The sequence below is a fragment of the Mycobacterium paraffinicum genome (genome assembly GCF_001907675.1).
GTDB classification, from domain to species: Bacteria; Actinomycetota; Actinomycetes; order Mycobacteriales; family Mycobacteriaceae; genus Mycobacterium; species Mycobacterium paraffinicum_A.
The window spans coordinates 113159-126716 of the sequence record NZ_MPNT01000013.1; the positions used below are offsets into that span (position 1 = coordinate 113159).

Annotated in this window: 12 protein-coding genes; all 12 read right to left on the reverse strand. The window is 68.9% G+C overall.

What is annotated here, in order from left to right:
* Positions 1-96: 96 nt before the first annotated feature.
* Entirely contained in the window at positions 97-2919 is a 2823-nt protein-coding gene (gene secA / locus BRW65_RS15920) for a preprotein translocase subunit SecA (RefSeq protein WP_073876108.1), read from the reverse strand.
* Positions 2920-3001: 82 nt separating this feature from the next.
* Entirely contained in the window at positions 3002-3670 is a 669-nt protein-coding gene (gene hpf, locus BRW65_RS15925; protein ID WP_073876110.1) for a ribosome hibernation-promoting factor, HPF/YfiA family, read from the reverse strand.
* 323 nt (positions 3671-3993) lie between these two features.
* Positions 3994-4626: a ComF family protein gene (locus tag BRW65_RS15930; RefSeq protein WP_073876113.1), complete on the reverse strand. Its 633-nt coding sequence runs from the start codon at positions 4624-4626 to the stop codon at positions 3994-3996.
* A 71-nt stretch (positions 4627-4697) separates the two neighbouring features.
* Positions 4698-6455 (reverse strand): MtrAB system accessory lipoprotein LpqB, encoded by a 1758-nt coding sequence (gene lpqB, locus BRW65_RS15935; protein ID WP_073876115.1) that lies wholly within the window; start codon positions 6453-6455, stop codon positions 4698-4700.
* Positions 6455-8128, reverse strand: coding sequence for an MtrAB system histidine kinase MtrB (mtrB, locus tag BRW65_RS15940; RefSeq protein ID WP_073876117.1), 1674 nt, complete (start codon positions 8126-8128; stop codon positions 6455-6457). Before mtrB ends, lpqB begins: the two co-directional genes overlap by 1 nt.
* Positions 8129-8174: 46 nt before the next feature.
* A complete protein-coding gene (mtrA, locus tag BRW65_RS15945) occupies positions 8175-8861 on the reverse strand; it encodes a two-component system response regulator MtrA (RefSeq protein WP_007168097.1) in 687 nt (228 codons plus the stop codon).
* Between the two features lie 80 nt (positions 8862-8941).
* Complete coding sequence (locus tag BRW65_RS15950; RefSeq protein WP_073876119.1) at positions 8942-9631, reverse strand: dTMP kinase; 690 nt, start codon at positions 9629-9631, stop codon at positions 8942-8944.
* 98 nt (positions 9632-9729) lie between these two features.
* Complete coding sequence (gene ahcY, locus BRW65_RS15955) at positions 9730-11202, reverse strand: adenosylhomocysteinase (protein ID WP_073876121.1); 1473 nt, start codon at positions 11200-11202, stop codon at positions 9730-9732.
* A gap of 96 nt (positions 11203-11298) precedes the next feature.
* Positions 11299-11895, reverse strand: coding sequence for a TetR family transcriptional regulator AlkX (gene alkX, locus BRW65_RS15960; RefSeq protein WP_139273141.1), 597 nt, complete (start codon positions 11893-11895; stop codon positions 11299-11301).
* Positions 11896-11945: 50 nt separating this feature from the next.
* Positions 11946-12128: a rubredoxin gene (locus BRW65_RS15965; protein WP_073876123.1), complete on the reverse strand. Its 183-nt coding sequence runs from the start codon at positions 12126-12128 to the stop codon at positions 11946-11948.
* Entirely contained in the window at positions 12125-12298 is a 174-nt protein-coding gene (locus BRW65_RS15970; protein WP_073876125.1) for a rubredoxin, read from the reverse strand. Before BRW65_RS15970 ends, BRW65_RS15965 begins: the two co-directional genes overlap by 4 nt.
* Positions 12295-13536 (reverse strand): alkane 1-monooxygenase, encoded by a 1242-nt coding sequence (locus BRW65_RS15975; RefSeq protein ID WP_073876127.1) that lies wholly within the window; start codon positions 13534-13536, stop codon positions 12295-12297. The genes BRW65_RS15970 and BRW65_RS15975 overlap by 4 nt, the downstream gene beginning before the upstream one ends.
* Between the last annotated feature and the right edge of the window lie 22 nt (positions 13537-13558).

The window sequence follows — 13558 nt, forward strand, 5'->3', positions numbered from 1 at the left end:
GGCGACGAGCGTGAAGCTGGCCGCACGCTCGGCGGAAGGCGGCCGTCGGAAAGGCGGTCGACGAAAAGGCGGCTCGGCGAAAGGCCGCGAGGCGCCCTAGCGGCGCTTGACCGACTTCGGCGACTTGGCGCCGCGGCCCTGCTGCCTGGCGGCCGCGCGCCGCTCGCGCCGGGAGCCTCCCCCCGCCACGCCCGCCGGCGTCCGCTGACCGTCGCCGCCGTTGCGCTGCACCTGAGCCGAGCCGTCCTCGGACGGGCCGGAAAAGGTCATGGCCGGCGCCTCGTTGTCAATCCCCTTGGCGCGCAACTGAGTTGGCTCTTCGCGCGGGGCCGGGGTGGCGTCGCCGTGCTCCGCCGCGGTTCCGAGCTCCCTGAGCCCCTCGGGCGTTTCCACCGGCGCGACCTGCGGGGACGGCACCGCCTCGACGGTGACGTTGAACAGGAACCCGACGGACTCCTCCTTCATGCCGTCGAGCATGGCCATGAACATGTCGTAGCCCTCGCGCTGGTACTCCACCAGCGGGTCGCGCTGCGCCATCGCGCGCAGCCCGATGCCCTCCTTGAGGTAGTCCATCTCGTAGAGGTGCTCGCGCCACTTCCGGTCGATGACATTGAGCAACACGTTGCGCTCGAGCTGGCGCATCGCGCCCTCGCCGGCGATCTCCTCGAGTTCGGCTTCCCTTGCGGCATAAGCCCGTTCGGCGTCTTTGAGCAGCTCGTCGAGCAGCTCCTCGCGGGTGAGGTCGTCGCGGTCGGAGTCGGCGTCCACGCGCATCAACGTCTCGTGGTCGATGCCGACCGGGTACAGGGTCTTGAGCGCGGTCCACAACGCCTCGAGGTCCCAGTCCTCGGCGTACCCGTCGGCGGTCGCGCCGTTGACATAGGCGGTGACCACGTCGCGGACCATGTCCAGCGCCTGCTCCTTGAGGTTCTCGCCTTCCAGGATGCGGCGGCGCTCGGCGTAGATCACCTTGCGCTGCTGGTTCATCACCTCGTCGTACTTGAGGACGTTCTTGCGGACCTCGAAGTTCTGCTGCTCCACCTGGGTCTGCGCGCTCTTGATGGCGCGGGTGACCATCTTGGCCTCGATGGGCACGTCGTCGGGCAGGTTCAGCCGGTTGAGCATCGCCTCCAGCGCGGCGCCGTTGAACCGGCGCATGAGCTCGTCGCCCAGCGACAGGTAGAAGCGGGACTCGCCCGGGTCGCCCTGCCGGCCGGAGCGGCCGCGCAGCTGGTTGTCGATGCGCCGCGACTCGTGCCGCTCGGTGCCCAGTACGTACAGGCCGCCCGCCTCGACCACCTCGGCGGCCTCCTTGCCGGCCTCCTCCTTGACCTTGGGCAGCTCCTCGTGCCAGGCCGCCTCGTACTCCTCGGGGGTTTCCACCGGGTCCAGGCCGCGCTCGCGCAGCCGCTGGTCAGTGAGGAAGTCGACGTTGCCGCCCAGCACGATGTCGGTACCGCGGCCGGCCATGTTGGTGGCCACGGTGACGCCGCCGCGGCGGCCCGCCACGGCCACGATGCCGGCCTCCTGCTCGTGGTACTTGGCGTTGAGCACGTTGTGCGGGACGCGGCGTTTCTGGAACTGCCGCGACAGGTACTCGGAGCGCTCCACGCTGGTGGTACCGATCAGGACGGGCTGGCCCTTCTCGTAGCGTTCGACGACGTCGTCGACCACCGCGATGTACTTGGCCTCTTCCGTCTTGTAGATGAGGTCGGACTGATCGGTGCGAACCATCGGCTTGTTGGTCGGGATGGGCACCACGCCCAGCTTGTAGATCTCGTGCAGCTCGGCCGCCTCGGTCTGGGCGGTACCGGTCATGCCGGCGAGCTTGTCGTAGAGCCGGAAGTAGTTCTGCAGCGTGATCGTGGCCAGGGTCTGGTTCTCGGCCTTGATCTCGACGTGCTCCTTGGCCTCGATGGCCTGGTGCATGCCCTCGTTGTAGCGGCGGCCGTAGAGCACGCGGCCGGTGAACTCGTCGACGATCAGCACCTCGCCGTCGCGCACGATGTAGTCCTTGTCGCGGTTGAACAGCTCCTTGGCCTTCAGCGCGTTGTTGAGGTAGCTGACCAGCGGCGAGTTGGCGGCCTCGTAGAGGTTGTCGATGCCGAGCTGGTCCTCGACGAATTCCACCCCGAGCTCGTGCACGCCGACGGTGCGCTTGCGCAGGTCCACCTCGTAGTGGACGTCCTTTTCCATCAGCGGCGCCAGCCGGGCGAACTCGAGGTACCAGCTGGAGGCGCCGTCCGCGGGACCGGAGATGATCAGCGGCGTGCGGGCCTCGTCGATCAGGATGGAGTCGACCTCGTCGACGATGGCGAAGTTGTGCCCGCGCTGCACCAGGTCGTCGAGCGAATGCGCCATGTTGTCGCGCAGATAGTCGAAGCCGAATTCGTTGTTGGTGCCGTAAGTGATGTCGGCGGCATACGCCACGCGGCGCTCGTCGGGCGTCATCTGCGCGAGGATCACGCCGACCTCGAGGCCGAGGAAGCGGTGCACGCGTCCCATCCACTCGCTGTCACGTTTGGCCAGGTAGTCGTTGACGGTGACGACGTGCACGCCCTTGCCGCCGATGCCGTTGAGGTAGGCCGGCAGCACCGAGGTCAGGGTCTTGCCCTCACCCGTCTTCATCTCCGCCACGTTGCCGAAATGCAGCGCGGCCGCGCCCATCACCTGCACGTCGAACGGGCGCTGGTCGAGCACCCGCCAGGCCGCCTCGCGGGCCACCGCGAAGGCCTCGGGCAGCAGGTCGTCGAGGCTTTCGCCGTCGGCGTGCCGCTTCTTGAACTCGTCGGTCTTGGCCCGCAGCTCGGCGTCGGTCAGCTTTTCGACCTCGTCGGACAGGGTGTTGACGTAGTCAGCCACCCGCTTGAGACGCTTGAGCATGCGACCTTCGCCAAGGCGCAGCAACTTCGACAGCACAGCTATGTCCCCTGTTGGTTGGGAGTCTCTTCTCTTGAAGCGACTCCCATCGTAGGTGACGACGCGTCGAGAGCCCCCGTACCTAGGACAGCCTGATCAGCCCGTAGTCGTAGGCGTGCCGGCGGTAGACCACGCAGGGCCGCTCGGTCTGCTTGTCGTGGAAGAGGAAGAAGTCGTGCCCGACGAGCTCCATCTCGTAGAGCGCGTCGTCGACCGTCATCGGCGTGGCCGGGTGTTCCTTTTCCCGCACGATCCGGCCGGGCTCGTGGTCGATCTCGGCGCCGTCATGCTCGACCGGCGGCTCGGGCAGGCGTTCCTGAGCGGGCGGCGGCACGACCGCGGTGGCCGCGGCCAGCGACACCGGCGTCTTGTCGCCGTAGTGGACCTTGCGGCGATCCTTGACCCGGCGCAGCCGGTTCTCCAGCTTGTCGACCGCGGACTCGAGCGCCGCGTAGAAGCTGTCGGCGCAGGCCTCCGCCCGGCTTACCGGCCCGCGGCCGCGGGCGGTGATCTCGACGCGTTGACACGATTTACGCTGTCGCCGGTTGGGCGCGTGCTTGAGCTCGACATCGAAGAGATAGATGGAGCGATCGAACCGCTCGAGGCGGGCGAGTTTCTGGGAGACGTACACCCGATAGTGATCGGGGATTTCTACGTTGCGGCCCTTGAAGACGACTTCGGCGTTGGTCATCGGTTGAACTTCGCCGTCGGTTTGCGTCGGCGGTTGGTCGAGAATTTGACCGGAATCCACGGATAGCCTTGACATACGTGACAACTCGTTTCTCTTTCACGTCGCACGCGCCCTGCGTGCCCGGCTTGCTGACGACGCGCCGACGAGGTGGGGAGAGCGGGTCTTTGGGTAAATCACCGCTGCAGGCTGCTCGCCGATGCAAGGTGTCGAATACTCACCCCTTCCCGCGAGTGCGGTCTCAACCTGGGAATGTCGCGACCAGTGAGTCAGACCAGTGAGTTGATTAACGTTGTTCTCGACGTTAGCTCTTGTTCGCCTCGCCATGCCACTGATTTCGCGGAGGTGTTGCGAGTTCTTCACATACTCTTGGCGGCCGCACAGCCTCACGCGGTCGCGACCGTCAGCACGGCGGTGACCCGAACCCCCGCCGCCCGCAATACCCGCACCGACTCGCGGGCCGTGGCCCCGGTGGTGACGATGTCGTCGACGACCAAGACCTCGGTGCGCGGCGGCGCCCGCCGCAGCAGCACCCGGCCCGCGACGTTGCGTTCGCGGGCCGCGGTGCCGAGGCCCACCGAGTCGCGAACCAGCGCCCTCATCCGCAACGCCGGGGCGACGGCGATCGCGGGGTGGCCGGCCACCGCCGCACGCGCGAGCCGGGTGACCGGGTCGCCGCCGCGCCGCCGCGCCGCCGAGCGGCGCGTCGGGGCCGGCACGACCGTCAGCGGCGTCTCGACGATGCCCCACGACAGCAGCCGGTGCACGCCGGTGGCCAGCGCCCCCGCCAGCGGCCCGACGAGGTCCGTGCGGCCGTGCTCCTTGAGCGCCAGGATCGCCGCCCGCCGCGAGCCGGCGTAGCGGCCGAGCGCGAATACCGGCACCTGCGGATCAATGCGTGGGTTCGCCACGTGCGGCTGGTCGGGGGCCACCGACAGCTCGCGGGCGCACGCGGGGCACCAGCGGGTCGACGGCGCCCCGCAGCCGCCGCACTGCAGCGGCAGGATGAGATCCAGCACGTGGTCAGTGTCGCCGACGGGGCCGACAGATCAGCCTGGTGGCGACCCGCCGCGCCCGGCGCCGGCTTGTCTCAGCCCGGCAGCACCGGCGCCGCCCCGAACACCATGAGCCCCGGCACCTCCGACCACCCCTGCTGGCTTTCGGCGGCAGCCGCCGAATACTGCAGCACCCCTTGGGGAGCCCCGACGTAGACCGTCGACGGGTTGGCGGCGACGGTCAGCACCGGCATCTGCAGGCCCCGGGCGGGCGCGTCGGAGTTCACCCCGTCGAGGTTGACGTACGACACCGGATGGCTGGCGTCCGTGCGGGTCACCACGATGTCGTCGCCGGTGCGCCAGGACAGCGACACCACCGAGTTGCCCAGCCCGAAGCCGAGCCGCCGGGGGTAGGTCAGGGCGTACTGGCCGGCCTGGGTCTGCTCGACGCTGGCCAGGATCACCTGACCGCCGATCACCATCGCGGCGCGCGTGCTGTCGCGGGACAGCTGCAGGTCGGTGATCGGCCCCGGGAAGCGGGTGGACACCGCGACGGAATCGACCGGGATGCGCGCGGGTTGGCCCGACGCCGGTTCCTGGATCGCGCGCAGCACGTTGTTGCCGTCCACCACCACCCACACCGCGTCGTCCAGCGACCAGCTCGGCCGCGACAGGCTGTGCCCGTCCGCGGACTGGGCCGCCTCGCCACCGAGGTCACCGATCCACAGCGAGGCCGCCTCGTCCGGCGCGCCGCGGTGCAGGGTCACGACGGACGCCACCTGCCGCCCGCTGCGCGACAGCGCGGCGCCGGTCTGGTCACCCATCCGCCCGAAGGCGCCGGGCACGTTGGCGAAGTGCTGGCCGTCCAAGGACACCAGCGAGCCGTTTACCAGCGCATGCAGCCCGGCGCCCGCGCCGTCGGCCACGCCCGGGTCGGTGGCGGCGACGTCGGACGTCGTCCAGCCCTCGGCGAACCTGTCGTCCAGCGGGGCGCCGTCGGCGTTGATCACGTACGGGCCCCGGATGTCGGCTCGCGCCAGCGTCCAAATGATCTGCGCGGCAAGCAAAGCCCTGCTGTGCGGATCGGTGGTGGACAGCTTCTCCAGGTCTATGCGCGCGCCGCCGTAACCGCGCCCGATCCCGTTCTTGCCGCCGTCGGCCCGGGTCACCGGCCCGCGCAGCCGCAGCGGCGGGGCAAGCAGGTTGCGCACGGTGTGCGCCATCTCGGGGCGTGGCCCGGCGATCAGTTTGGAGACCAGCTCGGTCGCCAACTGGTCATGGTCGGCCACCGCCACGTAACGCGGATCGGGCACCACCGTCTTGCCGGTCGGGTCGGCGAAGTAGAGCGTGTTGCGCTTGTAGGTCGACTGGAACTGCTGCCAGTCCAGGAACACCCCGTTGGGCAGGCGGTCGATCCGCCACCCGCCCGAGGTCTTGACCAGCTCGATCGGGCCGGGATCGGGCAGCACCCCCTCGGCGGTCTCGAACACGCCCATGTCCGACAGCGACCCCAGCATGTCGGCCCGCATCGTCGCCGAAACCCGTTCGGCGGCACGGGTTTCCACGAATACCACGTGGTCGATCAGCAGCGCGCTACCGGCGTCGTCCCAGGCGTTGGACGCCGATTGGGTGAGGAACTGGCGGGCCGCCAGGTGCCGGTTCGCGGGATCGGCTGTGGCCTTGAGGAATTCGCGCAGCAGGACATCGGGATCCATGCCCGGGGTCGGCTTGGGCAGGTTCGACGGCGCGGGTCGCTCGACCGTGCCGATGGCCTGGGGCGCCGACGAGCTGGGCACACCCGCGCAGCCGGCCAGCAGCGCGGCCAGCATCAGCAGGCCCAGCAGCCGCCGCATCACCCGCTCCTCTCCGCGTGTTCGCGTTGCCGCGAGCGGTCTTTGGGCAGCGGGCCGGTGTTGGCGGTCGGCGGGATGGGCTTCATGGGCAGCGGGCTGGTGATGACCTTGTGGCCGCGAACCAGCGGCAGCGTGAGGCGGAAGCAGGAGCCCTCGCCGGGCTCGCCCCACGCCTCGAGCCGGCCCTGGTGCAGGCGGGCGTCCTCGACGCTGATCGCCAGGCCGAGGCCGGTGCCGCCCGAGCGGCGCACCCGCGACGGGTCGGCCCGCCAGAACCGGCTGAACACCAGCTTCTCCTCGCCGGGCCGCAGCCCCACCCCGTAGTCGCGGACGGTGACCGCCACGGTGTCCTCGTCGGCGCCCATCCGGATCTGCACCGGCTTGTGTTCGGCGTGGTCGATCGCGTTGGCGATCAGGTTGCGCAGGATCCGCTCCACCCGCCGGGTGTCGACCTCCGCGATCACCTCCTCGTCGGGCAGGTCGACAAGCAGCTCGATGCCGGCCTCCTCGGCGAGGTGGCCCACATTGCCCAGCGCGCTTTGCACGGTGGTGCGCAGATCGACCGCCTCGACGGACAATTCGGCCACCCCCGCGTCGTGGCGGGAGATCTCCAGCAGATCGTTGAGCAGCGACTCGAACCGGTCGAGCTCGTTGACCATCAGCTCGGTGGAGCGCGCCAGGGTGGGGTCCAGGTCGGCGCTGTGGTCATAGATGAGGTCGGCGGCCATCCGGACGGTGGTCAGCGGGGTGCGCAGTTCGTGGCTGACGTCGGAGGTGAACCGGCGCTGCAGGTTGCCGAACTCCTCGAGCTGGGTGATCTGGCGGGACAGGCTTTCGGCCATGTCGTTGAACGACACCGCCAGCCGGGCCATGTCGTCCTCGCCGCGCACCGGCATCCGTTCGGACAGGTGCCCCTCGGCGAACCGTTCGGCGATCCGCGACGCCGACCGCACCGGCACCACCACCTGGCGCGAGACCAGCAGCGCGATCCCGGCGAGCAGCACCAACAGCACGGCGCCGCCGGTGATCATGGTGCCGCGGACCAGCGTGATGGTGGCCTGCTCGTTCTTCAGCGGGAAGATCAGATACAGCTCCAGGTTGGCCACCTGCGACGAGGCCGGCGTCCCCATGATCAGGGCCGGCCCGGAGAAGCCGTCGGTGTGCACGGTCGCGTACTGGTACGACGCCTGCCCGGCCTTGACGAAGCCGCGCAGCGAATTGGGCACCTGGTCGACGGGCCCGGCCGTGGTCGCCGCGCGCGGCCCGTCGCCCGGCACGATCAGCACCGCGTCGAACGCGCCGGCCAGCCCGGCGCCCGAAGCGGAATCGGTCTTGGACGTCAGCGTGTTGCGGGCCAGCTGCAGGCTGCTGTCCAGCGAGCGCGTCTCCTCACCGCTGACGATCCCACCGACGGTGGTGCGCGCGCGTTCGATCTGCTCGATGCCGGCCTTGACCTTGACGTCGAGGACCCGATTGGTGACCTGAGAAGTCAACACGAAACCGAGCGCGAGGATCACCGCCAGCGACAGCCCGAGGGTCAGCGCGACGACGCGCAGCTGCAAAGACCGGCGCCAGGCGACGGCCACGGCGCGACTCACCGCGCCCAAGCCACGAGTCATGGGGCCGGAGCGCCCCCAGCGGCTCCGAGTGCGTCGCCGGGAGCCCCAGATCACCGCCGGCGCCCTCCCCCACGACGCTCTTCAACGAAGCTGCGCAGGATCACGGAGGTCCGGCCTTGTAACCCACTCCTCGAACGGTCAACACCACGGTCGGGTTTTCGGGATCCTTCTCAACCTTGGCCCGCAGACGCTGGACGTGCACGTTCACCAGACGGGTGTCCGCCGGGTGCCGGTATCCCCACACCTGTTCGAGCAGCACATCACGAGTAAACACCTGCCGCGGTTTGCGCGCCAACGCGACCAGCAGGTCGAACTCGAGCGGCGTCAGCGAGATCTGCTCGCCGTTGCGGGTGACCTTGTGCGCCGGCACGTCGATCTCGACGTCGGCGATGGACAGCATCTCGGCCGGCTCGTCGTCGTTGCGCCGCAGCCGCGCCCGCACCCGGGCCACCAGCTCCTTGGGCTTGAACGGCTTCATGATGTAGTCGTCGGCCCCCGACTCGAGGCCGAGCACCACGTCCACGGTGTCCGTCTTCGCGGTGAGCATGACGATCGGGACGCCCGAGTCGGCGCGCAGCACGCGACAGACGTCGATGCCGTTCATGCCGGGCAGCATCAGGTCCAACAACACCAGGTCGGGGCGCAGTTCGCGCACCGCAGTCAGGGCCTGGGTACCGTCACCGATGACCGCGGTGTCGAAACCCTCCCCACGCAACACGATGGTGAGCATCTCGGCCAGCGAAGCGTCGTCATCGACGACTAAAATCCTTTGCCTCATGGAGTCCATGGTGTCACCAGATCGGGACAAACCCGGCGCGCCACACGGGCGTTTCTTGCTCCGAGGCGCAAATATGGATGCAAATCCGGTCAAATACCCTTGCTCGGCGCCCCCGGCGCGCCCTCCCGGACCGTTGCGGGGACGTCCTTCGCGCCGATGAGCGTGGCGGCCAGCCGCCCCGGATCGACGTCCGCGTCGGCCACCAGCCAGGGTCCGCCCCAGCCCGACGCGGCCAGCTCCGCATACACCGCGCCGGTGCGCAGCTGCAATTCGTTGTCGCGTTCGTAGCTGTCGCGGGCCCGTCCCGGGTCGGCCTCCGCGCGGCTGCGGGCGCGCTGCCCGGCCAGCTCCGTCGGCACCGCGAGCAGCACCTGCCAGTCAGGCGCGGGCAGCCGCAGCCGCCGGTATTCGAGCTCGAGCACCCAGTCGGCCGCCGCGCCGGCCGCGCCCTCGTGCAGGCGCGCGGCGCTGTAGGCCGCGTTCGACGCGACGTAGCGGTCCAGGATCACGACGTCGTGGTCGCGGCGCAGCGCCTCAATGTCCTCGACGGCGCCGGCCCGGTCGAGCGCGAACAGCATCGCCATCCCGTAGACCGACGACGACAGGTCGCCGTGCGCGCCGTGCAGGGCCTCGGCCGCGACGTCGGCGGTCACCGATTTCCCGTAGCGCGGGAAGGCCGTGATCGCCACCGACTTCCCAGCCGCCTCGAAGGCCTTGCGCAGGCCCTCGGACAGCGTCCGTTTGCCCGCGCCGTCGACCCCTTCGATCGCGATCAGCACGCCGCCGAGCCTATCGGGCGGTGGTGTGCGCGAGTGTGCGGCCAGCCGCACACTGGACACCGAACGTGCGGCTGGCCGCACGTTCGGCACCGGCCCGCTCAGTAGCGGTAGTGGTCGGCCTTGTAGGGGCCGTCGACGTCGACGCCGATGTACTCGGCCTGCTCCTTGGTCAGCTTGGTCAGCTTGCCGCCGAGCGCCTCGACGTGGATGCGGGCCACCTTCTCGTCGAGGTGCTTGGGCAGCCGGTAGACCTCGTTGTCGTACTCGTCGTTCTTGGTCCACAGCTCGATCTGGGCGATCACCTGGTTGGAGAAGCTGTTGCTCATCACGAACGAGGGGTGGCCGGTGGCGTTGCCCAGGTTCAGCAGCCGGCCCTCGGAGAGCAGGATGATCGACTTGCCGCTGTCGGGGAACGTCCACACGTCGACCTGCGGCCGAATGTTCGTCTTCGTCGCGCCGGAACGCTCCAGCTGTGCGACCTGGATCTCGTTGTCGAAGTGCCCGATGTTGCCCAGGACCGCGTAGTCCTTCATCGCCTTCATGTGCTCGAGGGTGATGATGTCCTTGTTACCGGTGGCGGTGATGACGATGTCGGCGTTGCCGATCGCGTCCTCGACGGTCTCCACGTCGTAGCCCTCCATCAGGGCCTGCAGCGCGTTGATCGGGTCGATCTCGGTGACGACGACGCGCGCGCCCTGGCCCTTGACCGACTCGGCGCAGCCCTTGCCGACGTCGCCGTACCCGCACACCAGCACCTTCTTGCCGCCGATCAGCACGTCGGTGCCGCGGTTGATGCCGTCGATCAGGGAGTGGCGGCAGCCGTACTTGTTGTCGAACTTGGACTTGGTGACCGAGTCGTTGACGTTGATCGCCGGGAAGGCCAGGTCGCCGGCGGCGGCGAACTGGTAGAGCCGCAGCACACCGGTGGTGGTCTCCTCGGTGACGCCCTTGACCGACTCCGAGATCTTGGTCCACTTGTCCTTGTCGGTCTCGAAGCGCTTGCGCAACAGCTCCAGGAAGACCTTCCATTCGGTGGGGTCGTCGTCCTCCGCGGGCGGCACCACGCCGGCCTTCTCGTACTGCGCGCCGCGCAGCACCAGCATGGTGGCGTCACCGCCGTCGTCGAGGATCATGTTGGCCGGCTCGTCGGGCCAGGTCAGCATCTGCTCGGCGGCCCACCAGTACTCCTCCAGCGTCTCGCCCTTCCAGGCGAACACCGGGACACCCTTGGGCTCCTCGGGCGTGCCGTGCGGGCCGACCACCACCGCGGCGGCCGCGTGGTCCTGGGTGGAGAAGATGTTGCACGATGCCCAGCGGACCTGCGCGCCGAGCGAGACGAGGGTCTCGATGAGCACCGCGGTCTGCACGGTCATGTGCAGCGAGCCCGAAATCCGCGCGCCCTTGAGCGGCTGCACGTCGTGGTACTCGCGGCGCAGCGACATCAGGCCCGGCATCTCCTGCTCGGAGAGCTCGATGTCCCGGCGACCGTAGTCCGCCAGCGACAGGTCGGCGACCTTGAAGTCGATGCCGTTGCGGACGTCGGCGGTCAGCGAACTTTCAGTCGTCGTCATTAACGTTCCATTCCTTCTGCGGCTTGGTTCCAAGATTACTTAGCTTAGGTATGCGCTCTTGGCCACTGTAGTCGGCGGCCCCGGCGCCGGCTGCCGTCAGGGGACGTTGACGACGCCGTGACGCTCCGCGAACGGCGTCATCAGCCTGGCCAGGTCCGCGGCGACGTCGTGACTGGCCTCGGGCGGCATCGACACGTAGCTCAGCGCCAGTCGCACGATGGCGCGCGCCAGCACGCCGGCATCGGAGTCGCTGGTGGCCACCCAGCTGTGGGTGAACGCCGTGCTCAGCCGTTCCGACGCCCGGGTGATGATCGGTCCGCTGTCGGTGGTGATGATCTGCAGCAGGTCCGGTTTGGCCACCCCGGTCAGCAGCGAGATCACCAGCGGGTCCGCCGCCGACTCGGCGAAGAAGGCGCGAAAGCCCTGCAGGAAGGCCTCGTAGATCTTGCCGACGTTGGCGACGATGGCGGTATGGACGGCGTCGACCAGCCGGTCGGCCAGGCGCAAGGCGTAACCCTGCGCCAGGCCCTGCCGCGACCCGAACTCGTTGTAGATGGTCTGCCGGCTGACGCCCGCGGCGCGGGCCACGTCCGAGAGGGTGATGGCGGACCAGTCGCGGGTCAGCAGCAGCTCCCGCATCGCGTCCAGCACCGAGTCGCGCAGCAGGGCGCGTGACGCCTCGGGGTAGGGCATCCGCTTCACAGGCGCGACAATAGCCGCTTCGGCCAGGCCGTTGGTGCCGATCACGCCCGGGCTATCTCGACCATCTCGAAGTCGGATTTCGCCGCGCCGCAGTCCGGGCAGCTCCAGTCGTCGGGGATGTCGGCCCAGCGGGTCCCGGGCGCGATGCCGTCCTCCGGCCAGCCCTTGGCCTCGTCGTATTCGAATCCGCACTGCACGCAGATGAAGAGCTTGTAGTCGGTCATCGGATGGCTCCTAAGCAATCGAAATCGATCTTTTCGCGCACCGAACAGTCGGGGCAGCACCAGTCGTCGGGAATCTCACTGAAGGGCGTGCCCGCGGGAAAGCCTTCCCGCGGAGCGCCTTTCGCCTCGTCGTAGACGTAATCGCAGCCCGGGCAGCGGTAGGCGCTCATGCCGTCACCCCGTAGCGGGCCAGCACCCGTGCGCGCACCCGCGGGTGGATGTTGACCTTGGTGATGTCGCCGTCGTAATGCTCGAGCACCCGGTGATCCATCACCTTGCGCCACAGCGGCGGTAGGTAGGTCAGCGAGATCATCGACGCGTAGCCGCTGGGCAGGTTGGGCGCGCCTGCCATGCTGCGCAGCGTCTGGTAACGCCGGGTGGGGTTGGCGTGGTGATCGCTGTGCCGCTGCAGGTGGTACAGGAACAGGTTGGTCACGATGTGGTCGGAGTTCCAGCTGTGCACCGGGGCGCACCGCTCGTAGCGCCCGTTCGCATTCTTCTGCCGCAGCAGCCCGTAGTGCTCCAGGTAGTTGACGGCCTCGAGCAGGCTGAAGCCGAAGACGGCCTGGACGATCACGAACGGGATGAGCGCCGGGCCGAAGACCGCGATCAGCGTGCCCCACAACACGATCGACAGCAGCCAGGCGTTGAGCACGTCGTTGGACAGGTACGTCGCGGGGTTCCACGGGTTCTTGTCCAGCCGGCGCAGGCGCTGGGCCTCCAGCCGCAACGACGAGCGCAGGCTGCCGAAGACGCTGCGCGGCAAGAACTCCCAGAAGGTCTCCCCGAGGCGGGCCGACGCGGGGTCTTCGGGGGTGGACACCCGCACGTGGTGGCCGCGGTTGTGCTCGATGTAGAAGTGGCCGTAGCAGGTCTGCGCCAGGGTGATCTTGGACAGCCACCGCTCCAGCGAGTCCTTCTTGTGGCCCATCTCGTGGGCGGTGTTGATGCCGACGCCGCCGAGGACGCCGACCGACAGCGCCACGCCCAGCTTGCCCGCCCAGCCCAGCGCTCCGTCGAAGCCGAGCCAGTGCAGGTTCGAGGCGGTGAACAGGTAGGCGCCCATGACCACGCTGAGGTACTGGAACGGAACGTAGATGTAGGTGCAGTAGCGGTAGTACTTGTCGTTCTCCAGCTGCTCCATCACCTCGTCGGGCGGGTTCTGCCCGTCCGGCCCGAATCGCAGGTCGAGGATCGGCAGCAGGATGTACAGCAGGATCGGCCCGATCCACAGCGGCACCTGGGCGGCGGCGTGCCAGCCGAGCTGGTTGAGCCCCCAGACGATCGGCAGCATCACGAACAACGCCGTGGGGGCGATCAGCCCCATCAGCCAGAGCCGGCGCTTCTTGTCCCGCCAGACGGGCGGCTCCACCGCTTCGGTGCCTGCCTGCCGTTCGAGTGTGGTCATATGCCAAACCTCCTTGTGAGTC